This is a genomic window from Mogibacterium kristiansenii (assembly GCF_029224645.1).
Taxonomy (GTDB): domain Bacteria; phylum Bacillota; class Clostridia; order Peptostreptococcales; family Anaerovoracaceae; genus Mogibacterium_A; species Mogibacterium_A kristiansenii.
The window spans coordinates 93,177-118,319 of sequence record NZ_JAQXUZ010000015.1 but is presented as its reverse complement, the minus strand read 5'-3'; the positions used below and the strand labels follow the sequence as shown (position 1 = coordinate 118,319).

Genomic DNA, 25,143 nt, shown 5'->3' with positions numbered 1-25,143 from the left:
CCGGTCACGCTCGGGGGGCCGGGGGCCCGGCGGGGTGTTTCGGGTGGGGCGGCCCGCCGGCGGGCATGGTGCCCGCCCGCCTCCCCACCACCCCTTTGTTTTGGGTGTCCGGGCGCGAACCTCGGCCGGGTGTTTCGAGGTTGGAGGTCCGGTGGCCGGCATGGTTCGCGCTTGACTCCCCGCAAGCCCTTTGTTTTCGGTTTCCGGGCGCGAACCTCGGGCCGGGTTTTTCGAGATTAGCGGCCCGACGGTCGGCATGGTTCGCGCTCGACTCCCCGCAAGCCCTTTATTTTCGGTTTCCGGGCGCGAACCTCGGGCCGGGAATTTCGGGTTTGGAGGCCCGCCGGCCGGCATGGTTCGCGCTCACCTTCCCGCAAGCCCTTTGTTTTCGGTTTCCGGGCGCGAACCTCGGGCCGGGAATTTCGGGATTCGAGGCCCGCCGGCCGGGTGTTTCAAGGCGCGGTTTGCTCCCTCCTCCCCGCAAACCCTTGCGGCTCCGTTCCGGGGAGCAAATTCTTCACACAAATTCCGCGCCGACGCCCAGTGCCGGCCGGCTTTTCCAAGGCGCGGTTTGCTCCACCCTCCTCGCTAGCCCTTGCAGCTCCGTTCCGGGGAGCAAATTCTTCACACAAATTCCGCGCCTCCGTACAAAAAGCACCTTGCCGGTTTATCGGCAAGGTGCTTCCCTCTCCTCAACAGTCCCCCGCAGGTCCCAGTCCCGCGGGGCACTTTTAATTAATTAAATAAGTACACGCTGGAGGACAACAGCATGAAGACAATCATGATGATACCCAACAACAGTGCCATGACACGGCTGATTTTTGAAATTTTCCGCCGGTCCGTCGCGAAACCGGTCGGACCGGTTTTGGCCGCTTCGTTTTTCTTCTTCTTATTGTTCTTGGAAGCCACGGTCCACTCCTTTCTATTTTCCCAGCCGGTTTTTCTTCGCCCACCGGCGCCCGGCTCAAAGCGTTTCCATTCAGTGCAAATGATATAAGAGAATTATAGACCATTTGATGGAATTTTTCCACCCCCGGGCCGGCGGCAATGCTTGGTCCCGGGCCGGCGGCATCGCCCAATGCCGAAGGCAATGCTCCACCCCGAGCCGGAGGCCTATCACACAGGCCGGAGGCCCTGCTCATACCGAAGGCCTATCTAAACAGCCCTTTCTTCTGATACTCTTCGCTCTCCATATCCAGCAGGCGGTAGCCCATTTCCCCCAGCTTCTTCTCCAGCTCCGGCTGCGGAATATCGCACTCCGCAACGATGGTGCACTCCCCGGTTCGGTGAGAGGATTTCACTTTTTTTACCCTAAAATTCTTCCGGACCAGGTCGTTCACATGGCTCTCGCACATGCCGCACTGCATTCCGTCAATATGTGCCGTAATCTTACGCATCTCTTCATCTCCTTTTTTTACCGTAAAAACAAATTCGTCAAGCAAAAATCCCCGACAAGGCTGCCGGGGAATCGCGTTTTACCTGTTATTTCTTTGGGTGGCATCCCCCGCTGCAGCCGTGTCCTCCGTGAGAACACATCGAGCAGGTGGAACAATCGAAGCCGCAGGATTTATGCCCTGCCTTCTTTTCCTTAATCAGATACCGGATTACCACGACCACCAGGGCCAAAATAACCAGACAGATTACAATATCAATTCCGTTCAAAGCATTTCCTCCTTTCCTGTCTTATCGGAAAAATCCGATTACAATTCGAATGGCTATCACCATCAAAATGCCGATTCCGGCCAGTACAATCACGTCAACGCCGTTCAATGCCATTTCTCCTTTTACAATTATAACTTAGTTCTTCTCCAGCGCAACCTTTGCTTTCTTGTTCTGATCCGGACGGAACAGCAAGTACAGCACGAAGGCCAGCACGATAAATGCGACTACCGTTGCGATGCCGAAGGACACTTCGCCCAGAATCAACCCGCCAATCTGGTACACAATCAGAGCCACGAAGTATGCGCTGACGTTCTGGAAAAGTACGGAGTACCAGAAGAATTTCCGGTTGTTCATTTCCTTCGCGGTGGTGGACAGAGCCGCCAGGCACGGGGAATCAAACAGGTTGAATACCATGAAGGAGAACGCTGCCAGCATGGATGGGAAGAATGCGGCGAACTGTGCCTGGTACGCTGCACTGTATCCCTCGATCTCGCCCAGTCCGGACAGAACGCCCATGGTGGATACGATACCTTCTTTTGCCACAAAACCGGACAGAGAGGACGCAACAGCCTGCCATGTTCCGAATCCCAGTGGTTTGAAGATAAAAGCAATTGCGCCGCCGATAACCGCCAGCAGCGAATCTTCTGCGTCCACCAGGCCGAAGCTTCCGCCCGCAAAACCAAAGTTGCCCAGGAACCACATTACCGCACAGCAGAGGAACAGGATGGTTCCCGCTTTCTTCAGGAACGCCCATACTCTTTCCCATACGCTGAGGAGCACGCCCTTTGGAGACGGTGCGTGGTATGCCGGAAGTTCCATAACGAACGGAGCCGGGTCCCCTTCAAACATCTTTGTCTTCTTCAAAATAATACAGTATACGATAACCAGTCCAATGCCCAGGAAGTACATTGCCGGAGCTACCCACCATGCACCGCCGGCGATGTAGCCGGCGATGGTAGCGATTACCGGAAGTTTTGCACCACATGGAATGGTGGTGGTGGTCATCATGGTCATGCGGCGGTCCTTCTCATTTTCGATGGTACGGGTTGCCATGATGCCCGGCACGCCGCATCCGGAGGAAATGAGGAACGGGATAAAGCTCTTTCCGGACAGTCCGAAACGACGGAAGATTCTATCCATGATAAAAGCAACTCTCGCCATGTATCCGCAGTCTTCCAACAATGCCAGAAAGAAGAACACGATGGCCATCTGCGGTGCGAATCCAATCGGCGCACCCAAGCCGCCAATGATGCCGTCGGATACCAGGGAAATTACCCAATCCGATGCACCCATATGGGTCAGTCCGTTGGACGCCCACTCCTGAATTCCCGCAACGAACACGTCGTTGGTCCAGCCGGTAACGATGTCACCGATGGTGGTAACGGAAATATAATATACCAGGAACATCACTACGGCAAAAATCGGCAGTGCCAGCACTCGGTTGGTTACGATCCGGTCGATTTTATCGGACAAAGTCAGCTTCTCGTGACCTTGTTTTCTTTCAATTGCTTTTGGGATCACGCGGTTGATGTACTCGTAGCGCTGGTTGATGATGATGCTCTCCGCATCGTCGTCCATTTCTTTTTCGCAGTCTTCGATGTGACCTTCAATCTCACTGAGAACAGAAGCGCCCAGCTTAATTTCTTCTCGAACCTTCTCATCCCGTTCGAAGAATTTGACGGCGTACCATCTCAGGTTGCTCGCGGACACCTTGTCTTCGATGGATTCCTCGATGTGTGCGATGGCGTGCTCGACGCTGCCGGAGTACACGTGCGGGGTGTCTCCCATGGTTCTCTTCTTTGCCACTTTGACCGCCTGATCAATCAGCTCCTCGCTGCCGTCTCCCTTGAGAGCACTGATCGGAACGATTGGACAGCCCAGCTCTTTGCTCAGCTGCGGGACGTCGATGCGGTCTCCGTTCTTATTCACGATGTCCATCATGTTCAATGCGATGATGGTCGGAATGTGCAGCTCCAACAGCTGTGTGGTGAGATACAGGTTTCGCTCCAGGTTGGTGGCGTCGATGATGTTGATGATGGCATCCGGTCTTTCGTTCACCAAGTACCGCCGGGTGACCACTTCCTCCATGGTGTACGGGGAAAGGGAATAGATTCCCGGAAGGTCCTGAATTGTAATGGTTTTGTCGGTCTTTAATCTACCGTCCTTCTTTTCTACAGTAACGCCCGGCCAGTTTCCCACATACTGGTTGCTTCCGGTCAACGCGTTGAACAGCGTTGTCTTTCCGCAGTTCGGGTTTCCTGCAAGTGCGATCTTAATTGCCACTGAATAACTCCTTTCTTAATATCCTAAATTCGTTTATCTCCAAAATTTTACTTTGCTTTCTGAATGTTCTCGATTTCAATCAGTTCCGCATCGCCTTTCCGCACTGACAGCTCGTACCCTCTTACGGTCAGCTCCATCGGGTCTCCCAGCGGTGCGACTTTGCGAACATAGACCTGCGTTCCTTTGGTCAGGCCCATATCCATGATTCTTCTCCGGGGCTGTCCCACGCTTCCGATTTTCTTGATGGTTGCGCTTTCGCCCACCGCCAGATTGTTCAATGTCTCCATTTTTTCCTCCTTAATGTTCTCTTAAATAGTGACCTGAATTACTTCATTCTCCATCCTTAACTTCTAAAACTCCACAAGCAGCCGGCTGGCCATGCTCTGATCCAAAGCAAGCCGCGTTCCGTGTACCTGCAGAATTAAATTCCCTTTCACCGCCTTCACGACTTTAACTTCCGCGCCCACCGCGAAACCCAGTTCCGCCAAATGGGTCCGAATGGAATCATCCCCTGTGATTCGGATGATACGAACGATATCACCGGTTTTTGCAATTGTGATTGGCATGTTCCCACCTCCTGTATCATTCATCCTGACAAAGCTGTCTTGTCGTATGTGTGTGCACGTGCATGCGCATGTGCTTCGCAGTCCTTGCGGTGCTTCGCGGGCTCCGTTGATGCTCCGCAGGACCTGCAGGCGCTTCGCATTTCTTGCAGACGCTTCCGGCATTCGCGACCGGTTCGTTAGCTGTATATTACTTCTGTTAGTCTTGTGTTACATTTGTTAGTTCGCCTTAACTAACTTTATATTATTATAGCGATTTCTTCCCTCTTGTCAATAAAGTTTCAGAAAAAAGTTATAGGAGTCTAACTTAAAAGGCCGCCGGTGGCAGGCGGCGGCGCGGAATCTCTGTGAAGATTTTGCTCCCCGAGACGAAGCTACAAGGGTTTGCGGGGAGGCGGGGAGCAAATCGCGCCGCTGAAAAGGCCGCCGGTGGCAGACGGCGGCGCGGAATTGCTGTGAAGATTTTGCTCCCCGGGACGGAGCCGCAAGGCTTTGCGGGGAGCGGGGAGCAAATCGCGCCGCTGAAAAGGTCGCCGGAGATAGGCGGCGGCGCGGAATCTGTGTGAAGATTTTGCTCCCCGGAACGGAGCCGCAAGGCTTTGCGAGGAGCGGGGAGCAAATCGCGCCGCTGAAAAGCCGCCGGTGGCAGGCGGCGCCCAGACCGGCCGGAGACAAGTCTACTTCCCTTTATTTTTTTCGGCCGCCCCGGGCACGGAAGTCCGCATCGATTCTTTTTTTCCATTGAGGCGTTAGCTCCTCGTCCGCACGCACATCGGATATTGCGTCGCTCAGCACCTCAAAGTTCAAGGCGGTTCCAATTCCGTCACAGCGATAATTCACCGCTCGATCCGCGTCGATGCCAATCCATTCGGCGGTCTCCACCGCATCGATATTGGCCCCCAGGAACATGAACTCCCATCCGTACTTCTTTTTCCGGCGTTCAATCATGCTTTTTACCCGGTCGATATCATAGCGGCGGCTGGCATTTTCCAGGCCGTCGGTGGTAATCACGAATAGGGTGTGCTCCGGCACGTCCTCCGGCCGAGCATATTTGTGAACGTTGCCGATGTGGTGAATCGCACCTCCGATCGCATCCAGCAGCGCCGTGCAGCCGCAAGCCACGTAATCCGCCTTCGTCATCCGAGGCACATCCTGCACCGGGACCCGGTCGTGCAGGACCTCACTCCGACTGCTGAACAGCACCGTTGAAACCAGCGCTTCCCCTTTTTCTTTTTTCTGCTTCTCAATCATGGAATTAAACCCGCCGATGGTATCGCCCTCCAGCCCGTTCATGGATCCGCTGCAATCCAGTATGAATACGATCTCTGTCAGATTCTTTTTCATTTGCTTTTCCTCCCAATAAAAAAATGACTGCTCGGTGATCAAACCTTACAGTCATATTTTACCGGGGATGGCAGGGGAGTTGGTCGCATGGATGGCGACATCTCCGATCGGAGCCCCCAAGTTCTCCTACATCCCGATCAGCCGCTGGTCGAAGGCGAACAGCGCCTCGTTAATTTCAAACACGTTGTAATTTCCCTGCTGTACGAAAAACTCCACGATTATATCGAACTTGCTGGAGTGGGACAGGGTAAAACCGGCTTTGCGGAGCATATCCTGCATTTCCGAAAGGGGCAGCTCCAATGCCAGGGCAAAGGCAATTGCCGTGGTCTTTGACGGTTTATAGAATTTGTCGGAACGAATCTTGGAAAACAGTTTCCGGTCGATATTGGCTTTTTTGTAGCACTGGACATCCGTCATGCCGGACTCGGTGATTTTTCGAAGCAGCATTTCCGAGAAACTCTCATCCAGTTGAGACAGCGCATCCTCCAGCGAAAACGCCGGAATATCCGCCTCTGCGGAAGCGATTTCCACATCCGCCCGATTCTCTGTATAGAACCTCCGCACCGTGTGCTCCGCCTCATATCGGTCATCGATGTATTCCGCGATTTCCGAAAAAAGCTTCTTTCCAATCCGATAGGACTGCCGGTCAAAAATCACGATATACACCGTCATCTCATTTTCCGACAAAAAATTCCCAATCGCATCCACCGCCACACGCAACGCCCGATCCTTCGGGTACCCGTAAATCCCCGAAGAAATCAGCGGAAAGGCTACCGTCTCACATCCGTATTCCCGCGCCAGCTCCAATGACGCACGGTAGCAGGATTCCAAAAGCGCTTTTTCCCCATGCTCTCCTCCGCGCCACTGTGGTCCTACAGTATGGATTACGTACCTGCACGGCAGCCGGTACCCCTTAGTAATCTTCGCCCCGCCGGTTTCGCACCCCTGCAAGGTGCGGCATTCCTCCAAAAGTTCCGGTCCGGCGGCACGATGAATACAGCCGTCCACACCACCGCCGCCCAGCAGGCTTGGCTTCGCAGCATTTACAATGGCATCTACTTTCAATTTCGTGATATCGTCACGGATAATCTTCAAAGGCATAGCAAAAAACTCCTTCCCCGTCTCACTCTGAATTTCAGTGTATCACAAAAAAAGTAGTTTCACCACCGCCCCAACGTCCGAGAAGAAAAACGAAAAAGAAAAAACCCCAGGAAACAATGCTTCCGGGGGTTTTGCAATACTTCTCTGAAATTAACGCTTGGAGAACTGGCTCGCTCTTCTCGCCTTCTTGAGTCCGTATTTCTTTCTTTCCTTCATTCTCGGGTCTCTGGTCAGGAAACCAGCTGCCTTCAGTGCAGGTCTGTTTGCTTCCTCATCAGCTACGCAGAGAGCTCTGGAAATTCCGTGTCTCAGTGCACCGGCCTGACCTGTTGTACCGCCACCTTCAACGATTGCGATAACGTCATACTTGCCGGCTGTGCCTGTTACGTCGAAAGGTCTTTTTACTTCGTTCTTCAGAATATCCATTCCGAAGTACTCTTCCAGATCCTTCTTATTGATTGTGATCTTTCCGGTTCCTGGGAGTAATCTGACTCTTGCAACCGAAGATTTTCTTCTGCCTGTTGCCTGATACTGTGTATTAGCCATCTTCTATTCCTCCCTTCCTAGAATGTCCACTCTTCCGGATTCTGCGCAGTGTGCGGATGCTCCGGTCCAGCGTATACCTTTAACTTCTTGAACATCTGTCTGCCCAGCTTGCCCTTTGGCATCATGCCCTTAACAGCGTGACGGATGATTTCTTCCGGCTTCTTCGCACGGAGTTCTCTGAGAGTAGTCTCCTTCAGGCCGCCCGGATAACCGCTGTGGCTCTTGTAGATTTTCTGCTCTTCCTTCTTACCGGTTACACGAACCTTCTCTGCGTTGATTACGATAACATAGTCACCGGTGTCAACGTGCGGTGTGTAAATCGGCTTCTTCTTTCCTCTCAGGATGGATGCAACCTCAGATGCGATCTTTCCCAGAGTCTTGTCTTCTGCATCGATAACGTACCACTTACGTTCTACCTCTGCAGGCTTTGCAATGTAAGACTTCATTTTTCTTCCTTTCTACCTACTCAGATTGCTTACAACTCAATCGGTTTCGGCATTGCCTACTGGAATCTCTCGATTTGGTTCGGCATACTAAAAATAAATTATTAGCGTCGGAGTTACCGGCACGAGGCCTGCTCCTTTTTTGCACACAAATACAGTTTCGCATTTGCAAGCCTTTAAATTATAATCCTCCGGAGGTTCTGAGTCAAGGGTTTTGGGGACTTTTTCCGGAAATTTGAGGCGGCTTTCCCCGGAAGGGCGCCGTTCGGCTCGTTCTCTTTTCAAAACTTATGGGAATAAATGCAATTCGGGGGTAGTTTTTTCTCATAAAATCTGATATACTACACTGAGTGATTTATGAATCACGCCTAGCGCCCGTAGCTCAGGGGATAGAGTAGCACACTCCGAATGTGAAGGTCGCGAGTTCGAATCTCGCCGGGCGCACCAATATGGTATACATGGTCGGACGCGGTATTGTACTCGTCTGATTTTTATTTTTAGGGAAATCGCAGAAATGAGGTAATATATGTTTGAAATTCTGAAGGCCGTGCTCTTCGGCGTTGTGGAAGGTATTACGGAATGGCTGCCGGTGAGCAGCACGGGACACATGATACTTCTGGACGAATTCGTCAAGATGAATGTATCCCCGGAATTCTGGGACACCTTCCTGGTGGTCATCCAGCTGGGTGCCATCCTGGCGGTGGTGCTCCTGTACTGGGGCGAAATCTGGCCGCTGAAAAGAGTCATCGTGGAGGGAAAGCACGCCACCAATCCCCAGAAAGCAATCCGCCTGGATAAAGGCGTCCTGAACCTTTGGGGTAAAACCATCGTGGCTTGTCTTCCGGCGGCGGTAATCGGCGTGGCTTTTGATGACTGGCTGAACGCTCACTTCTACAACTGGCTGGTGGTTTCCATCATGCTGATTGTGGTGGGTGTGGCATTTATCATCATCGAGAACCGCAACTCCCATAAGACCCCGCGCACCGAAACCATGGCGGGCATCAGTTATAAGGAAGCGTTTGCCATCGGTCTCTTCCAGGTCATTGCGGCGGTATTTCCGGGTACTTCCCGTTCCGGCGCCACCATCCTGGGAGGATTGATGATTGGCGTATCCCGTCCGGCTGCGGCCAACTTCACCTTCATTCTGGCGATTCCGGTAATGGCCGGCGCTAGCCTGTTAAAACTTCTGAAGAACGGACTGCTGTACACCCCCACGGAATACGTCATCCTGGCGGTGGGCATGATCGTGGCCTTCGTGGTCTCCCTGTTCATTATTAAGTTTCTGCTTTCCTACATCCGGAAGCACAACTTCAAACCTTTCGGTTGGTACCGAATCGTGCTGGGCGCACTGGTCATCCTGTACTTCGGCGTACTGCACTAATTATTAAGAATCGTTTCGGCGCTGCGATTGCAGCGCCGTTTTTATTTTGGGAAACGTAAAAAGCCGCCGATGGGGGCTCGGCGACTTTTCACCACTACGAAATTATTAATTAAGAAAGAACAATTAAAGAAAATGCATTATGGTTTCTCGCTTCCGGTACTCTGTGTCATTTCCCTTCCGCACCATTATAGTACCACCCGTTTGTGTAGTTTTTGTTAACTGAATATATGCCTTCTGTGTGAACCGTCTATCGGATTCTTCGCAAACGAACAGTCGTCCGACACATACGGGAAAGTACCCAAAGGTGTAATTTCCATTCCTTTTCCCATATGCTATAATAAACCAACCGTATAATTCTCGTCGTATAGACAGGAGGATCAAATGAATTATAAAATTATCGGCGACTCCGATGCGCCAATCGTAGATATTACTCTCAGCTCCGGCGAAACCATCAAAGTGGAACGGGGCGCTATGGCATTTATGCAGAACGTCAGCCTTCAGGCAGAAACCAACAGCAAGAAGTCCGGCTTTGGCGGATTGGTAGGCGCGATTGCCCGCAGTGCGGTGAGTGGCGAGAGCATGTTCATCACAAAAGCAGTCGGTCAGGCGGAAGGTGCCCGGCTGGGTATCGCACCGGCCGTTCCTGGAAAGGTAGCATGCCTCAACGTAGGCGGCGGAAATCAGTACCGTCTGAACACCGGTGCGTTCCTGGCTTGCGATGATTCCGTATTCTACAACATCAAGCGCCAGGACATCGGTAAAGCCTTCTTTGGCGGCACCGGTGGTCTCTTCGTGATGGAAACGGAAGGAAACGGTCAGGTTCTGATTAATGCCTTCGGTGACCTGGTTGTCCTGGACATCACCCCGAATGCACCGATGGCCATCGACAACGAGCACGTAGTTGCTTGGGAAGCCTCCCTGGATTACAACATCCGCGTGGCCTCCGGCACCTTCGGTTTCATGTCCGGCGAAGGTCTTGTAAACGAATTCCACGGAACCGGCAAGGTCATCATCCAGACCCGGAACGTGCACTCCCTGGCAGACGCCGTAGCGAAGTATATTCCGACTTCCAACAACTAAAGCTCAGTTTCTTTATTGAAACCTTTCAGACTGCAGATACTTGTTCCATGCTTTTCAGGATGGATAAGTATCTGCAGTCTTTTTCTTTTTCATCATAGCCTGGGCGCCCTGTTGGCGTGGCCCGACGGTGGATCAAGGCTTTGCCGGAGGGGCGGCGCCAACAGGAGTCGGCCGCCGGGCGGGATTTTGGGCGCCCTGTTGGCGTGGCCCGACGGTGATATAAGCGTTTGCCGGCGGGACAGCGCCAACATGGTCGGCCGCCGGGCGGGATTCGGGGCGCCCTGTTGGCGTGGCCCGACGGTGATATAAGCGTTTGCCGGCGGGACAGCGCCAACAGGAGTCGCCGGTGGCACGCACCGGCGCGGAATTTCTGTGAAGATTTTGCTCCCCGGAACGAAGCAGCAAGGCTTTGCTGGGAGCGGGGAGCAAATCGCGCCGCTGAAAAGGTCGCCGGAGGCAGATGGCGGCGCGGAATCTCTGTGAAGATTTTGCTCCCCGGAACGAAGCCGCAAGGCTTTGCGGGGGGCGGGGAGCAAATCGCGCCGCTGAAAAGGTCGCCGGAGGCAGATGGCGGCGCGGAATTTCTGTGAAGATTTTGCTCCCCGGGACGGTAGCGCAAGGCTTTGCGGGGAGCGGGGAGCAAATCGCGCCGCGGAAATGCCGGCCGAAGGCGAAATTCGGAACGGTAGCCCGGCAGTACAGATAAGAAAGAATAGTGAGGCACCAAAAAACAGCGGCAGAATCACTTCCACCGCTGCTAACGAATCTAAAAACTCACTATTCTGCGTTCTCTTCCGCAGCCTCTTCCTTCATAATCTCCGCCAGAGACTTTCGCTGAAGCTCTTCAAACAGGACTTTCTGGATTCGGCAAAGCTCCTTATGGAATCGGCAAGGGGCATCCTCTGAATCCAACGGGCAGTTCACATCCGGATGCAGGCAATCGTTGAGTACCGTGTCCGGATTCATGATTTTGAAAACATCATAGAGGGTAATCTCGCTCATATCCCTGGTTAACTTATATCCACCGGAATTTCCCCGGACACTTTCAATCAGGCCGCCTCGATCCAGTTTTCGGGCAACCTTATAGGTAATAGCAGTGGTCATAAGTTCCTTGTCGATGAGTTGGCTGATGCTCTTGTGCTCCTTTGCATCAAGATTCCGCAGCAGCCGTAATGCGTAATCCGTTTCTCTTGTAAAAAGCATTTTTCTTATTCCTTTCTTTCTCCAGTCCTCAAATTCCCCATTCTTTCCTGTCGCCACTGCAGTTTGAAACATTATTCATTTTCGTGCAACATTATTTAAAAATATCACATACCAAGTCAGTAGTCAACTACTTTATTCGTCCAGATTTTTTTGTTCGGTTTCATTCCCCATCTCCGAAACATTTCGAAGCTTCCGCTGAATCTGCCGGGTTCGCACGCCCACCAGCCGATCCAAATCCGCATTGGCCTGATTCAGCCGATGCTGCGTGCTCTGCAGCACGTCGGCAAAGGTGTCGAATTCCGCGCGCACCGACGCCAGCAGCTTCCACACCTCGTTAGACCGCTTCTCGATTGCCAAAGTGTTGAAACCCATCTGCAGGGAATTTAGCAGCGCCGCCATGGTGGTCGGTCCCGCAATGGTCACCCGATACTTTCGTTGGAGCATCTCAATCATCCCGTTACGCACCACTTCCGCGTACAACCCCTCAAAGGGTAAAAACATCACTGCAAAATCCGTGGTGTACGGGACGGCAATGTACTTATCGCAGATGTCCTTCCCTTCCGACGCAATCCGCGTAAGCAAGCGCTTCCGCGCCAGTTCAATTTCCGCTTTGTCCCCGGTATCGTACGCTTCCTGAAGAGCGCTGTAAGTGTCCCCGGGGAATTTGGCATCGATGGGAAGGTATACGGTCTCTCCCGCACCGGAACCCGGAAGTTTTACCGCAAATTCCACCCGTTCCGAACTTCCCGGCCGAGTGGCCACGTTCTCCTCGTACTGCTCCGGGCTGAGAATCTGCTCCAGGATTCCGCCCAATTGCACCTCCCCCAGAATGCCCCGAGTCTTTACGTTGGAAAGGATTTTCTTCAGATCTCCCACATTGGAGGCGATGGTCTGCATTTCCCCCAGGCCCTTGTACACCTGTTCCAATCGCTCGTTGACCAGGCCAAAGGATTGGGTGAGTTTGGTTTCCAGGGTATCCTGAAGCTTCTCATCCACCGTCTTTCGGATATTTTCTATCTGCTGGGCGTTCTCCTGACGAAGCCGGCTGAAATTCTCGTCCAAAGCCTTCAGCCGAGCATCCTGCTGCTGGGCCACCGCCCGCTGCAAAGCGTCCTGCTGCTGGGCAATAGCTTTCTGAGTTTCCACCGCAGATTGATTGTACAACCGGAAGTACTCCCCGGTCTTGGCGCCGCTCCGCCGCACGCCCCCCGCCAGCATCCACAAAAGCGCAATGATGGCGGCACTCATCAGAACCAACAATATCAGCAGCACCTGTTCCAGCATACAAAACTCTCCTTTTCCCTTAATACAAAGAAGCGGAATAACCTAGGTTACATCCGCTTCTTTTCATCGTCTGAAATTCAAAATCTTCCGATTGCTCAGAGATTAGCCAACGATACGATACTTCTTCTCAACGTGGTTCAGAAGTTCGTGACCATCTTCTGTTACCAGAACCAGGTCCTCTACACGAACGCCGAATTTTCCTTCGATGTAGATTCCCGGTTCGATGGAGAAGATGTTGCCGACAGCAGCCGGATTGTGGTTAATCGGGCTTACATCACCGAATTCGTGGTCGTCCTGACCGATGAAGTGTCCCAGACGAACGCCCCAGTACTTGGTATATCCCATCTCATCGATGTAATCTCTTGCCTGCTTATCGATGTCGCAAACCGGAATTCCCGGCTTGATTACTTCCTCTGCCTTCAGAACAGCGGTACGAACGATGTCGTGAATCTTTGCCTGCTCTTCATCTACGCTCTTGCAGTAGAATGTTCTGGTCATGTCGGAGCAGTAACCCTTCCATACGCAGCCCATGTCAATCAGGATGCACTCTCCGGCCTTCAGCGTTCTGGTTTCGCTCGGCTCATGGTGCTGGTCTGCAGCGTTCTCACCGAAGCATACGATGGTCGGGAAGCTGTTTCCGGATGCACCTTCCTTGAGGTACTCTGCATCGATAAAGTCTGCAACCTGTCTCTCGGTCATGCCTTCCTTGATGTACTCTGCAACTCTCTCCATTACGACGTCGTTGATTTCGGAAGCCTTCTTCATGAGAGCGATTTCCTCTTCGTCCTTTTCTGCACGAACATCATCTACGCAGTTGGAACCCCATACGGTCTTCAGGTTCGGGCAACGCTCCTGCAGCGGAATCAGGAAACGAGCCGCCCATGTCTTGTCGATTCCCAGGGTGCCCTCTTTGTCGATGTTCTCCATAATCAGACCAATCTGGTCGTCCATGTCGGTGAACCAAACTTCCTTGTATCCTGTTTCGGAAACGAAGAACAGTGTGTTCATAAAGAATACGTGCTCCCCGTTGGACTTCAGCAGCAGTGCCCAAAGTCTTTCATACGGATCTACGAAGATACCGGTCAGGAATGCGATGCTCTTTGGATCGCTGATCAGCAGCTGCTCCAGGCCGTTTTCCTTCATTTTCTCCATTACACGAGCAATTCTTTCGTTCTGTTTTGCAGTGAATTTTTCGTTCATTATTTCGTCCTCCTTATATATAATGACTCTGACCCTATAATATCACGATTGGTTTTCATAAACTAGTATAAAGTCTAAACTTTGGTCTACTATTTTGTTTTTCAATAAAAAAAGATATTCCCATAGATTACATGTTCCGATGATGCACATCCATCTGCGGATACGGGATTTCCAAACCGGAGGCGATAATATATCGCTGAATGATGGCCATGGATGCCCGCAGCATCGGCCAGTGAATTTTCGGAGAGCAGTAATAGCGAATCCGATAAATCACCCCGGACGCCTCATACCGCTGAATGCCCAAATACTCCGCTCGGGTAATCCCCTTGTTCTTGGCGATTTCTTTTGCCGCCTCGCTAAAAACTTCTTTTACCCGATCCGGATCTTCCGAATAAGCCAGCTGCAGATCGATGTCGTAGATGCCGTTGACCTTGGCCACCTGAGTGATGTTTCGATTGCACATCACCACCGTATTGCCCGTGTTCAGGTCCTGAAGCACCGTAGTCATCAGGGAGAAGCTCAGCACGATGCCTTCCACGCCGTTGATTTCCACCACTTCACCCACCACTACGGAATGATCGTTCACGATGTGAATCCCCATGATGATGTCCTTGAAGAAATCCTGCAACGCAAGGCCGGCAATGGCACTGACCACGCCGACGCCGGTAATCATGGACGTGATGTTAATATCGTTGGCCTGAAGCACCGCAAACAGGCAGATGACAACAACGATTCCCTTAATGGTATTGAAAACGCTCCGCACAAAAGCATTCAGACGAATGTCCGCGGGATCGATTTTCTCCCGATATTTCTTGGATAAATGGTTCAGCACCACTACCAAGATGAAGGCGGCCACAATGTAAGTGGCACTGATAATCATTCCCTTGGACAGCAGCACGCTCAAAACTTTTTCCAGACTTTTCTCCACTCTTTTCTCCTTTTCCGTTGCGGGCTTTCGCCCAATTCGCAAACAGCATCATTATAGCTCGAACGACGTCCCATTTCAATGTTCCTATTATTCCCGGTTGCGGCCGGATGCTGCCAGCCGGCCGATCTGAGTTGCCATGTACCCGGCACCGTAGCCGTTGTCGATGTTCACCACTGCCACTCCATTGGCACAGGAGTTGATCATGGTGAGCAATGCCGTCAGGCCCTGCATGTTGGCGCCGTAACCCACAGAAGTAGGGACGGCGATGACCGGATTTCGCACCATTCCGCCGATCACCGTCGGAAGCGCCCCCTCCATGCCCGCCACCGCAATGACGCAATCGGCTTTGCGGATTTCATCCATGTTATTGAACAGCCGGTGGATGCCGCTGACCCCCACATCGTAGAACCGGTCCACTCGGGCGCCAAAGAATTCCGCCGTCTGCGCCGCCTCCTCGGCCACCGGGATATCCGCTGTGCCGCCGGTGCATACCGCAACCCGGCCGCCGGAGGCCCCATTATTACCGGAAGCCCCATGCGCGCCGGAGGCAGTACCGACACCGGAGACGCCGTGCACGCCGGTGGCTCCGCTATCGTTGGAGGTGTCACAACTGCCGGAGGCGCCGGTATTGCCGGAGACTCCATGCATTCCGGAGGCACCACCGCTGCGTTCCACCTTCAAGATTCGGGACACCGGATCATACTCCGCCGCCGGGATGGCTTCCTGTACCAGCGCCGCCTGGTGCGGCGTGGCCCGCGTGCCGAACGCCCGGCCCTCCAATTCCGTGATTTTGCGGTAAATGGCCACCAGATAATCGTCCGGCTTCCCGCTGCAGAAAATCACCTCCGGAAAACCCGACCGCTCCTTCCGCTGGGTGTCCAGCCGGGCGAACCCCATGTTGGTATAGCCCTTCCCCGGCCGCTCATCGATCTGGCGGATTTTCGCCTCCGCAATCTCCAGGGAAATCTCCCCCGCCTTGTAGCCTCTCAAAATCTCCTGAATATCCATACCATTCTCCTTACAACTCCCGTGCCTCCTGCTGTGCCGCCCGGTACACCTCCTGGAAAGGAACGTCCTTCTCCCGAGCAATCGCCGCCACGTCCTCATATTCCGGGTAAAAATAAGTTTCATCCCCGCTCCGGCAGATTTTAATTCTCACATTTCCGAAGGGGGTCCGGGCATTTCCGGTCTGCCGCTTCAGGATGCTTCGCTCCATTCGGATGCGCCGAATGCCGATGGTGGTGGTTTCCCGGAAGATGATGCGCTCCAGCGCCGGTCGGTGCTCCTCATCGCAAATTACCTGGAGCTGCCACGCCGGGCGGTTCTTTTTCATGAAACACGGCAGGTAGTGGACATCCTTGGCCCCCGCCTCAAGCAGGCGCTCCAGGGTGTAGCCCAGCACTTCCCCCGTGGTGTCGTCGATATCCGATTCCAGCTTCCACACGGAATCCGACGCTTCGTCTGCGGATTCCAGAAGCATGCCCCGAAGGACGTTGGCCCGTTCCGTCTGCCGCTTGCCGGCACCCATTCCCGTACGGGCGATGGTGCAACCCGCCGGAAAACCGCCGCCGGTACGAACTGCTTTTACGATGGCCGCACCGGTTGGAGTGACGAACTCGCCCTTGTACGGCAGAATTTCCATCGGAATCCCGGAACCCTCCAGGATGTTGGTCACCGCCGGAACCGGGACCGGAAGGATCCCGTGCTGGCAGCGAACCACTCCGGTGCCCTCACAGAGTTTTGGCACCAGCACCCGGCGGATGTCCAGGTTATCGAAGCACACGGCGAAAGCCACGATGTCCACGATGGAGTCCACCGCACCCACCTCGTGGAAGCCCACCTTCTCCAAAGGAAGGTTGTGGGCCCGACTCTCCGCCTCCGCGATGATGCGGAAGATTTTTTTGGCCAGGGCATTGGCGCCGTCGGTCAGATTGCCGGCGTCAATGATCCGATTGATTTCCGCCAGGTGGCGATGAACATGAGCGTGGGAATGATGATGGGCATGGGCATGGTCGTCGCCATGCGAATGTTCGTGCTCGTGCTCATGGGTGTGTTCGTGCTCATGCTCGTGGGTGTGCTCATGCGCATGCTCGTGTTCGTGGGCATGGGTATGGCCTTCCCCTTCCCCGTACAGGTACTCCATATCGTGGTCGTGGTTCTCCTCCTCCAGAACCACGTCGAAGTCGCAGCAATCGATGCCGTTCCGGTTCACCCTGGAAATCCGAATCTCGTACCCCTGCAGCGGCAAGGATTTCAGGGCCTCTGCCAGAACCTCCCGGTCCGCCCCCAGGTCCAGGAGCATGGCCACCGACATGTCTCCGCTGATTCCGCTTTCACATTCCAAGTACAATGTTCTATCCATTGACAACTCCCTTCTTCTCCTCATCCTTCAGAATTTCGTTCATGCTTCCCGTGCGGTACCCTTTCAGGTCCATGGTGACGTAGGTAAAACCAATTTGCCGAAGGGCTTCCGTTACCGAGTCCCCCAGAGACAGCAGCTTCTCCCGCTGTTCCGGCGCCACCTCCAGCCGGGCCAGGTCGGCCCCGTGGATGCGTACCCGAACCTGCCGGAAACCTTGATCCGCCAGGAAGTCTTCTGCCTGCTCCACCATGCGGAGTTTTTCCCGGGTGATCCGTTCACCGTAGGCGAAACGGGAGGCCAGGCAGGCGGCGGAAGGTTTGTCCCAGGTGGGAAGGTGCAGCTCTCGAGAAAGCTGCCGAACCTCTTCTTTATATAAGCCCGCCTCTTTCAAAGGGCTCAGCACCTGCAGCTCCCGGAGGGCGCGGAGTCCCGGCCGGTAATCCCCCAGGTCGTCCATGTTGCTTCCTTCGGCTACGTGAGGGATGCCGTGACTTGCCGCCGTATCCAGCAGGTTTTGAAAAATTGTTTTTTTGCAAATGTAGCAGCGGTCCGGGGGATTGTCCTGAAAACCGGGAATCTCCAGTTCGTTCATCACCACGATTTCCTGACGGATGCCTTCCTGTCGGCAGAATTCCATTCCCTGAGACAAATCCCGTCCCGAGAACACGCTGCCCTTTGCGGTCACCGCCAACAGCCGGTCCCCCAGCTCCTCATGGGCAACCTTCAGCAGAAAGGTAGAATCCACCCCGCCGGAAAACGCCACCGCCAGAGAGCCCAGATTCCGCAGGTTCTCCCGCAGCTGCGCTTCCTTCTCTTGTAACTTATTTGAATTCATCTCTAAGTCCTTCCTTTTCCATCCGGATAATCCGGTCGCTGATGTGTTCCACCATAGGAATATCGTGGGAGATAATCAGCAGGGTTAGATTGCGGCGGTCCCGAAGATGCTTCAGCAGCCGAAGGATTTCCATCTGCACCGGGGCGTCCAAGGAGGACACCGGCTCGTCCGCAATCAGGAATTCCGGATCCATGGCCAGCCCTCGGGCGATGGCCGCCCGCTGCCGCTGTCCCCCGGAAACCTCATAGGGATACCGGTCCAGCAATGCCTCTTCCAGCTCCACCTGTTCTGTCAGCTCCCAGAGCTTTTCTTTTCGCCGCTCCAGCGGCATTTTCCCGATGACCAGCGGCTCCTGAACAATCTCGCCCAGGGTCATCCGTTCGTTGAAGGAGGCCACGGAATCCTGGAAGATCAGGACGGGTTTCACCGGGCGAAAGAATTCCACCTCCCCGGCGGAAGGTTTCAGTATGCCGCAAAGCACCTTAGCCAGGGTGGATTTGCCGCAGCCCGACTCGCCGATCAGGCCCAGGATTTCCCCTTCCCGGATGTCCAGACTGCAGTCCCTCAGCACCGGCCTTGGCGCTCCGGGATACCGCACCATCAGGTGATGCACCGCTGCCAGGCGCTTCCTTTCCGGCTCCGGCTTCAATGATTCCGCAGGAGCTTTCCCACGTCCCCACTCCGCACAGCGCACCAGCTTCTTCGTATAGTTCTCCTTCGGCCGCGCAAAAATATCTTCCGTGGTTCCCTGCTCCAGGATTTCCCCGTTCTTCATCACCAGCACCCGGTCCGCCAACGCCGACGCCACCGCCAGGTCGTGGGTCACAAAGAGGATGCCCTTCTGTTTCTCATCCGCCACCCGGCGAAGGAGGTCCGTTACCATCTTCGCGGTTTCCGGGTCCAAGGCAGTGGTCGGCTCATCGGCGACGATCAGAGACGGATCTCCCGCCAGCGCGATGGCCACCGCCACTCGCTGCCGCTGTCCCCCGGAAAGTTGATGGGGATATTTTTCCAGAATCTCCTCCGGCTCCTTCAGGCCCATTTCCAGAAGAAGCTCTCGGGAGCGGACTTCCAACGCGCCGGCATCCTTCATGCCAAGGTGACGGCGCATGGGTTCTTCCAGCTGCTCCCGGATTCGGTACACCGGATTCAGGGAACTCAGCGGATTCTGGAATACCAGCGACGCCGCCTTGCCCCGAATCTGCTCCATTTCCCTTTCGCTGCAAGTCCGCACATCCCGGCCGTCCAGGAGAATTCTTCCGGACAGGTACCGGGCATGGGCGGAGTGAAGCATCAGGATGGCCCGGCACAGTGCGGTTTTGCCGCAGCCGGATTCGCCCACCAGGGCCACAATCTCGCCCCGCCGAACTTCCAGATTGGCATCCCGCACCGCATGCACCGCGCCAAAGCGACCGTTAAAGCAAAGTCGGAAATCCTCCACCTTCAGAACGGTTTTATTTTTGCCCATATTCCATTCTTCCCTATTGCCGTAATCCTTTGTCATCTTCTATCGTTCCAGCTTCCAATCCGCTACGTTCCAGAAAATCCCCACGCCGTGGTGCCCAAGGACCACGTTCTTGTCCACGCCTTTTACCGCCTTGTTCACGCCGTAGTTGGCCTTGATGTAAGCGATGTAGGTGAACGGCATCTGCTCGGTCATGCGGTGGAGGAAGGTGCTGTAATACTGCTTCCGCAGGCTGTTGTCGTCGGTGGAGCGCGCCGCTTCCAGGGCCCGGTCCACATCGGCGCTTGAGTATCCGGTGTAGTTGTCTCCCGCACCGGTGGTGAACACCTTATAGGTATGGTCGTCCGCGTCAAACGGACTGCCCCATCCGATGATGCAGGCATCCTGACCGGCCCAATCCAGCTCCTTCCGGTTCTCCGCCGTGGCATGGATGCCTTCCTTCTTCAGCTGCTCCGCGCACATGTTGGCCATATCCACCCGCACCTGATCATCGGACATGGCGGCGATGGTGAACTTCAGCTCCGTGCCGTCCTTTTCGTACCAACCGTCCTTGTTTTTCTTCCAGCCGTCCTGCTCCAGCAGGGATTTCATTTTCGCCGGGTCGTAATTGAACTTCTCGATGCTGCTGTCGTTGAACGGATTCTTCTGAATCGGCGAGTAGGCAATCTCCCCCTCGCCCAGAAGCACGCTCTTCAGAATCGCCTGCCGGTCGATGCCGTAGCTGAGGATGTTCGCCAGCTCCGGATACTTCTTGAACAGCTTGCTGCCCGCAAAATTATACGCAATCGCCCGGTAGTCCGCAGTGTCCATCTCGTACACGCTGCAGTCCGAATCCTTTTTCATCAGGGCTTTGCCGTCCTTCGGAGTCAGCTGGGCCATGTCCAGGTCGCCGGATTCCAGCTGCAGGAGACGGGTGGCACTGTCCGGCACGATTTTAAAAATAATTTTCGGAATGTTGGCTTTTCCGGCATAGTATCCGTCGAACCGCTCCAGGGTGATGCTCTGTCCCTCGTCCCACTCCGTCAGCTTGTACGGTCCGGCGCCCACCGGCTTCTGATTGAACTCGTCGGTGGTGAGATCCTTCCCCTCCAGGAGGTGCTTCGGCAGGATACCGATGGTCATGTATTCCGGGAATCCCACATTCTCTTCCTTCAACTGAATCTTCACCGTGCGGGCATCCGGGCAGGAAATCTTCTTTATGTCCGCGTAGTTGGACACAATTTCCGATCCGTTCTTCTCGTCCAGGATGGATTCCAGGGTGAACTTCACGTCCGCTGAGGTCAGAGGTTCGCCGTCGTGGAAGGTCAGGTTTTTCCGCAGGCGGAATGTCCAGGTTTTGGCACCCTTGTCGTAGCTCCACTTCTCTGCCAGTCCGGGAACCACGTTGTTGTCCGCATCGTGGGCCGTCAATCCGGCAAAAATAAGCAGGTTAATCTCCCCGTGCTCGTACAATGCCGGGTTAATGGCGGTATAGTCCTGACTGCCGTACACCATGGTGTCGCCGGCCGGCTTCGACTCGCTGCCGCATCCGGCCAGAAAGGCCAATGCCAGAACCAGCAGCATGGCCGGCAGAATTCGCTTCCACTTCTTAGAAATATTTTTCATCTCGTTTTTACCTTTCGCTTACGCAGAAATAACGCCAATCTCTTGCCCGGTTTTCCCTAGAATAACTTATAAATTGCTGTGCAGCCGGGTGTTCCCCTTCCGCACCTGTTCCCCCAGCGCCGCGATGGCGATCAGTGTTCCGATCAGCACGATGCCGGGAATCAGGATGATCCACCAGCTGTCGGAGAGCAGTGCATTCCGGGAGTCGGACAGCAGGCCTCCCCAGGACACCTCCGCCACCGGGAGTCCCAATCCCATAAAGCTCAAGGTGGCCTCCGTCATCATGGCCGCGCCGATGCTGCTCACCGCCGCGTACAGCACTGCCGGCAGAAAGCCCGGCAGCAGGTGCTTCCGAAGGATGTAGCCGAAGCTGCCGCCCATCATCCGGGCCGCGGTGACGTAGTCCGTCTCCCGAATCCGCCGCACTTCGTTTCGGATGATCCGAGCCATGGCCATCCAGCCCGTCACGCCGATGGAGAGGGCCAGGGACAGGTATCCGGATTTTCCGAAAATCGCCTGGAGAAATACCACAATCAGGATCTGGGGCACGCTGAGCATCAGGTCCGCAAAACCCATGAGCCCCCGGTCCACCCACCGGCGGCTCATTCCGCTGAGGGATCCGTAGACCATGGCGATGCCGGTGCTGATGGCCGCCGCCATCAGTCCGATGCACAGGCTGGCCCGCCCGCCGTACAGAATACGGCTCAGCAGATCCCGACCCATGGAATCGGTGCCGAACAGGTGATCTGCCGAAGGGGCTTGGTTGATGGCCGGCCCCATCTCGTTTGGGCCGTAAGGTGCCAGCAGAGGCGCCAGCAGCGAAGCGATGCCCACGACAGCCAATAGAGTGATGCTCAGCCGGACGCCCGGGCCGAGGCGATTCTTTTTTTTATTCATAATCCACCTCCCGGAATTCCGCCGCATCGTCCCTCATTCTCGGATCGATGGCCGCACTGAGGACCTCTCCCAGCATGTTGCAGAAGATGACCAGGGCGCCGGTGAGCAGGGTCACCGCCATCAGCACGTTGAAATCTTTGTACAGGGCGCTTTCGAAGGCCAGGGTGCCCAGCCCCGGATAACCGAAGACCATTTCCACCACGTAGGTACCGCCCAGGATGTGGGGCACCGCCATGGTCATGGCCGGAATCATGCCCGGCAGGATGTTCTTCATGCAGTATCTTCGGAGGATTTTCTCCCGGGGAATGCCCTGGGATTTGTGCAGCAGCACGTAGTCCTTTCGGGTTTCCTCCACCAGCAGGTTCCGCACCATCAGGCCGTAGTAGCCCACGTGCTCCAGCACCAGCACGGCACATGGAAGCACCAGGTGCCATATGCGATCCGGCAGGCTGTGAGCCATACCGTAGGAATAGGCGCCGCCGGAGGGAAAGAGCCGGATTTTCACGGTGAAAAACAAAATCAGCAGCAGTCCCAGGAAGAAGGAAGGAATGTTTCCCGTCACCACGGCGATACGGGAGAGCCGGCGGTCCTTTCGGCTGCCCTCTTTCAGGGCACAGCTGCTCCCGATTCGGAAAGCCGGCAGAAAGGTCATCACGTAGGCCAGGAGTCCCAGAATGGCGGTATTTCCCGCCACGCTGCCCAGCACCGCCGTCACCGGCCGCTTGTATTTAAGGGAGATTCCCAGGTTGCCTTGGAACAGGTTCCGAAGCCACAGGCCGTACTGCACCCACAGGGACCGGTCCAGTCCCAGGTTCCGGCGCATGGCCTCTTTCTGTGCCGCACTCAGCCGGTCCACCCCGTCCCCGTACCAGGACCGCAGCGGATCTCCGGGGCACGCCCGCGCCAGAAAGAACACCACCAGCGACAGGACCAGCAGCAGGAACAAGCCCCGCACCAGACCTCCCGCCGCAGCACCGACCCGGCTCCGCCGGATGCCCGGATTCTTCTGATTTTCAATCCGGCTATTCATCCGCTTCCCCGTCTTCCCGAAGCAGCTCCTCCAGCGCTTCGCGAGCCTGTTCGTAATTCTCAAAATGCACGGTGCGGAAGCCCAGTTCCCGGGCCGCCTGAATGTTCTTCCCGTTATCGTCCACGAAGACGCACTCCTCTGCCTTCAGCTCATACTTCTCCAGCAGGATGCGGTAAATCTCCGGCTCCGGCTTGATGCGGTGCACCTGATAGGAAAACACGCCCCCATCCAGGTGCGGCAGGAAATCCAGTGTATGTGTGCTTCGCTTTCGCACATGTTCCGAATAGTTGGACAGGAACAGCACCCGGTATCCCCGAGCTTTCAGATCCTCAATCCACGGGATGGCGTACTCCTTTCGCTCCGTACAGCATCCCACCCGGTCAAAGGCGACCCGGATTTCCTTCTCCCGTTCCGGTGCCCGGGCGATGAACCGCTCCAGCACCTCTTCCTCCGACCAGATTCCCCGGTCCATCTCGTTCCAGATTCCGCTGCCGAAGGTGGCATCGGTCACCCGGGCTTCCACCTCCGGATTGCCGAACAGTCGGTGGACGTAATCCTTCCACTCGAAGCCGATCAGCACCCGCCCGATATCGAAAATAACTGTTTTTATCATATCCATCGCCTCGTTTTCTTTCCCGGTGCTTTCGCCGGCCCTATGTTACCGTTCTGCCAGGTACGCCAAAGCATGGGGAACGTAGGCCTTCACGTGAATGCCGTCCCCCTCGTATTTTTCTTCCAGCAGCTGTCCGAATTTCCGAATCTGTTCCAGAATGCCCATCTCCGAGTAGGTGAGCACCGTGTTCACGTACACCCGAGATTCCCGAACGATTCGTCCCAGCTCTTCAAACATCTCTTCCAAGCCCAGGTTCTTTTTGGCGGAAATCATCACCGATGCATCTGCCTGAAAATCCTGCCTCTTCTCTCCTTCCGGAAGCAGGTCCATCTTGTTCCACACCGTGATTACCGGTTTGCCCACCACGCCAAGTTCCTTCAGAGTGTCCAGTACCACCTTCCGGTGCAGTTCCCACTGAGGGTTGGATGCGTCGATCACGTGCATGATGATGTCTGCGTATTTTGCCTCTTCCAGCGTGCTTCGGAAGGCGTCCACTAGATGGTGTGGCAACTTGTTGATAAAACCAACGGTGTCCGTCAGCAGCACCGACTGTCCGTCCGGCAGCACCGCGGTTCGGGTGGTGGGATCCAGTGTGGCAAAAAGCTTGTTTTCCGCCAAGATGCCCGCATCCGTCACCTTGTTCAGCAGGGTGGATTTCCCCGCGTTGGTGTATCCCACGATGGCCACGGTCATGGTGGCGCTTTCGGACCGTTTTTTCCGGGTGGTTTCCCGCACCCGCTTCATATCCTCGATCTCATCAGACAGCACCTTGATGCGCTTCTGAATCACCCGGCGGTCCGTCTCCAGCTTGGTTTCGCCCGGTCCCCGAGTACCGATGCCCGCACCCAGCCGGGACATGGCTTCTCCCATTCCCCGGAGGCGAGAGGCTCGGTATCGCTGCTGGGCGATTTCCACCTGAATCTTTCCTTCCTTTGTCTTGGCGTGAGCCGCAAAGATATCCAGAATCAGCAGGGTCCGATCCAGCACCTTTGCCCCGATGGCTTCCGACAGATTTCGGAATTGGGACGGGGTCAGTTCATCGTCACAGATGATTCCGTCCGCTTCTTGCACCTCCAGCATCTCCCGAATTTCCAGGGCTTTGCCGCTGCCCACATAGGTGGCCCGCTCCGGATGGTCCAGGTTCTGCACCACCATGGAGGAAACCTCTGCGCCGTCGGTGCGCACCAGTTCCCCCAACTCCTCTAGGGATGCCCAGGCCGCCTCTTCCTCGCCGGTGGCTACCGCCACCAAAATATATTTTTCTGTCTTTTCGATTTGTTCCATATCTTATTTCCCATGTTCCGCTTCGGTGTCGGCT

25 protein-coding genes and 1 tRNA gene are annotated in these 25,143 nt (G+C 55.0%); 3 read left to right on the top strand and 23 right to left on the bottom strand.

The features are described 5' to 3' along the window. Positions 1–735 precede the first annotated feature (735 nt). The 10 genes from PUE40_RS04460 to rplM form a co-directional block, all read right to left on the bottom strand. Positions 736–909 (bottom strand): hypothetical protein, encoded by a 174-nt coding sequence (locus PUE40_RS04460; protein WP_277672033.1) that lies wholly within the window; start codon positions 907–909, stop codon positions 736–738. 242 nt (positions 910–1,151) lie between these two features. Further along, a complete protein-coding gene (locus PUE40_RS04455; protein ID WP_154553852.1) occupies positions 1,152–1,397 on the bottom strand; it encodes a heavy-metal-associated domain-containing protein in 246 nt (81 codons plus the stop codon). Positions 1,398–1,482: 85 nt separating this feature from the next. Then, a complete protein-coding gene (locus PUE40_RS04450) occupies positions 1,483–1,662 on the bottom strand; it encodes a FeoB-associated Cys-rich membrane protein (protein ID WP_154553851.1) in 180 nt (59 codons plus the stop codon). A 135-nt stretch (positions 1,663–1,797) separates the two neighbouring features. Further along, positions 1,798–3,945 (bottom strand): ferrous iron transport protein B, encoded by a 2,148-nt coding sequence (feoB, locus tag PUE40_RS04445; RefSeq protein WP_277672032.1) that lies wholly within the window; start codon positions 3,943–3,945, stop codon positions 1,798–1,800. A gap of 47 nt (positions 3,946–3,992) precedes the next feature. Beyond that, positions 3,993–4,232, bottom strand: a complete 240-nt coding sequence (locus PUE40_RS04440; RefSeq protein WP_277672031.1) for a FeoA family protein — start codon at positions 4,230–4,232, stop codon at positions 3,993–3,995. Positions 4,233–4,295: 63 nt separating this feature from the next. Further along, positions 4,296–4,511 carry a FeoA family protein gene (locus PUE40_RS04435; RefSeq protein ID WP_154553849.1) on the bottom strand — a complete coding sequence of 72 codons (216 nt, stop codon included), beginning with the start codon at positions 4,509–4,511 and terminating at the stop codon, positions 4,296–4,298. 684 nt (positions 4,512–5,195) lie between these two features. Then, positions 5,196–5,852: a vWA domain-containing protein gene (locus PUE40_RS04430; RefSeq protein WP_277672030.1), complete on the bottom strand. Its 657-nt coding sequence runs from the start codon at positions 5,850–5,852 to the stop codon at positions 5,196–5,198. 126 nt (positions 5,853–5,978) lie between these two features. Next, on the bottom strand, positions 5,979–6,953 hold the full coding sequence (locus PUE40_RS04425; protein WP_277672029.1) for an O-acetyl-ADP-ribose deacetylase: 975 nt from the start codon (positions 6,951–6,953) through the stop codon (positions 5,979–5,981). 150 nt (positions 6,954–7,103) lie between these two features. Beyond that, positions 7,104–7,499 (bottom strand): 30S ribosomal protein S9, encoded by a 396-nt coding sequence (gene rpsI, locus PUE40_RS04420; protein ID WP_154553846.1) that lies wholly within the window; start codon positions 7,497–7,499, stop codon positions 7,104–7,106. A gap of 17 nt (positions 7,500–7,516) precedes the next feature. Continuing rightward, entirely contained in the window at positions 7,517–7,945 is a 429-nt protein-coding gene (rplM, locus tag PUE40_RS04415; protein ID WP_154553845.1) for a 50S ribosomal protein L13, read from the bottom strand. Between the two features lie 368 nt (positions 7,946–8,313). On the opposite strand from rplM, the gene PUE40_RS04410 reads away from it, so the two are divergent. From PUE40_RS04410 to PUE40_RS04400, 3 genes are all read left to right on the top strand, one after another. After that, positions 8,314–8,389: transfer RNA gene (locus PUE40_RS04410), tRNA-Arg, on the top strand. 79 nt (positions 8,390–8,468) lie between these two features. After that, positions 8,469–9,323: an undecaprenyl-diphosphate phosphatase gene (locus PUE40_RS04405; RefSeq protein ID WP_154553844.1), complete on the top strand. Its 855-nt coding sequence runs from the start codon at positions 8,469–8,471 to the stop codon at positions 9,321–9,323. A gap of 381 nt (positions 9,324–9,704) precedes the next feature. After that, positions 9,705–10,403, top strand: a complete 699-nt coding sequence (locus PUE40_RS04400; protein ID WP_154553843.1) for a TIGR00266 family protein — start codon at positions 9,705–9,707, stop codon at positions 10,401–10,403. 777 nt (positions 10,404–11,180) lie between these two features. Here PUE40_RS04400 and PUE40_RS04395 read toward each other — a convergent pair. The 13 genes from PUE40_RS04395 to hflX form a co-directional block, all read right to left on the bottom strand. Beyond that, the gene (locus tag PUE40_RS04395) at positions 11,181–11,606 is read right to left on the bottom strand and encodes an RrF2 family transcriptional regulator (protein ID WP_277672028.1); all 426 of its coding nucleotides are present in this window, start codon (positions 11,604–11,606) and stop codon (positions 11,181–11,183) included. 132 nt (positions 11,607–11,738) lie between these two features. Continuing rightward, positions 11,739–12,890 carry a DNA recombination protein RmuC gene (locus PUE40_RS04390; RefSeq protein WP_277672027.1) on the bottom strand — a complete coding sequence of 384 codons (1,152 nt, stop codon included), beginning with the start codon at positions 12,888–12,890 and terminating at the stop codon, positions 11,739–11,741. Positions 12,891–12,992: 102 nt separating this feature from the next. Then, positions 12,993–14,090: a M24 family metallopeptidase gene (locus tag PUE40_RS04385; RefSeq protein ID WP_277672026.1), complete on the bottom strand. Its 1,098-nt coding sequence runs from the start codon at positions 14,088–14,090 to the stop codon at positions 12,993–12,995. A gap of 127 nt (positions 14,091–14,217) precedes the next feature. After that, complete coding sequence (locus PUE40_RS04380; protein WP_277672025.1) at positions 14,218–15,018, bottom strand: mechanosensitive ion channel family protein; 801 nt, start codon at positions 15,016–15,018, stop codon at positions 14,218–14,220. Between the two features lie 87 nt (positions 15,019–15,105). Continuing rightward, positions 15,106–16,026: a nickel pincer cofactor biosynthesis protein LarB gene (gene larB, locus PUE40_RS04375; RefSeq protein ID WP_277672024.1), complete on the bottom strand. Its 921-nt coding sequence runs from the start codon at positions 16,024–16,026 to the stop codon at positions 15,106–15,108. A 10-nt stretch (positions 16,027–16,036) separates the two neighbouring features. Next, positions 16,037–17,380, bottom strand: a complete 1,344-nt coding sequence (gene larC / locus PUE40_RS04370) for a nickel pincer cofactor biosynthesis protein LarC (protein WP_277672023.1) — start codon at positions 17,378–17,380, stop codon at positions 16,037–16,039. Then, on the bottom strand, positions 17,373–18,215 hold the full coding sequence (larE, locus tag PUE40_RS04365) for an ATP-dependent sacrificial sulfur transferase LarE (protein ID WP_277672022.1): 843 nt from the start codon (positions 18,213–18,215) through the stop codon (positions 17,373–17,375). Before larE ends, larC begins: the two co-directional genes overlap by 8 nt. Further along, positions 18,202–19,683 carry an ATP-binding cassette domain-containing protein gene (locus tag PUE40_RS04360; RefSeq protein ID WP_277672021.1) on the bottom strand — a complete coding sequence of 494 codons (1,482 nt, stop codon included), beginning with the start codon at positions 19,681–19,683 and terminating at the stop codon, positions 18,202–18,204. Before PUE40_RS04360 ends, larE begins: the two co-directional genes overlap by 14 nt. Before the next feature lie 39 nt (positions 19,684–19,722). Then, complete coding sequence (locus PUE40_RS04355) at positions 19,723–21,285, bottom strand: ABC transporter substrate-binding protein (protein WP_277672020.1); 1,563 nt, start codon at positions 21,283–21,285, stop codon at positions 19,723–19,725. 66 nt (positions 21,286–21,351) lie between these two features. Next, entirely contained in the window at positions 21,352–22,182 is an 831-nt protein-coding gene (locus PUE40_RS04350; RefSeq protein ID WP_277672019.1) for an ABC transporter permease, read from the bottom strand. Then, positions 22,175–23,212 (bottom strand): ABC transporter permease, encoded by a 1,038-nt coding sequence (locus PUE40_RS04345; RefSeq protein ID WP_154553832.1) that lies wholly within the window; start codon positions 23,210–23,212, stop codon positions 22,175–22,177. The genes PUE40_RS04350 and PUE40_RS04345 overlap by 8 nt, the downstream gene beginning before the upstream one ends. Next, entirely contained in the window at positions 23,205–23,825 is a 621-nt protein-coding gene (locus PUE40_RS04340; protein WP_277672018.1) for an HAD family hydrolase, read from the bottom strand. Before PUE40_RS04340 ends, PUE40_RS04345 begins: the two co-directional genes overlap by 8 nt. A gap of 45 nt (positions 23,826–23,870) precedes the next feature. After that, positions 23,871–25,109: a GTPase HflX gene (hflX, locus tag PUE40_RS04335; RefSeq protein WP_277672017.1), complete on the bottom strand. Its 1,239-nt coding sequence runs from the start codon at positions 25,107–25,109 to the stop codon at positions 23,871–23,873. Positions 25,110–25,143 lie beyond the last annotated feature (34 nt).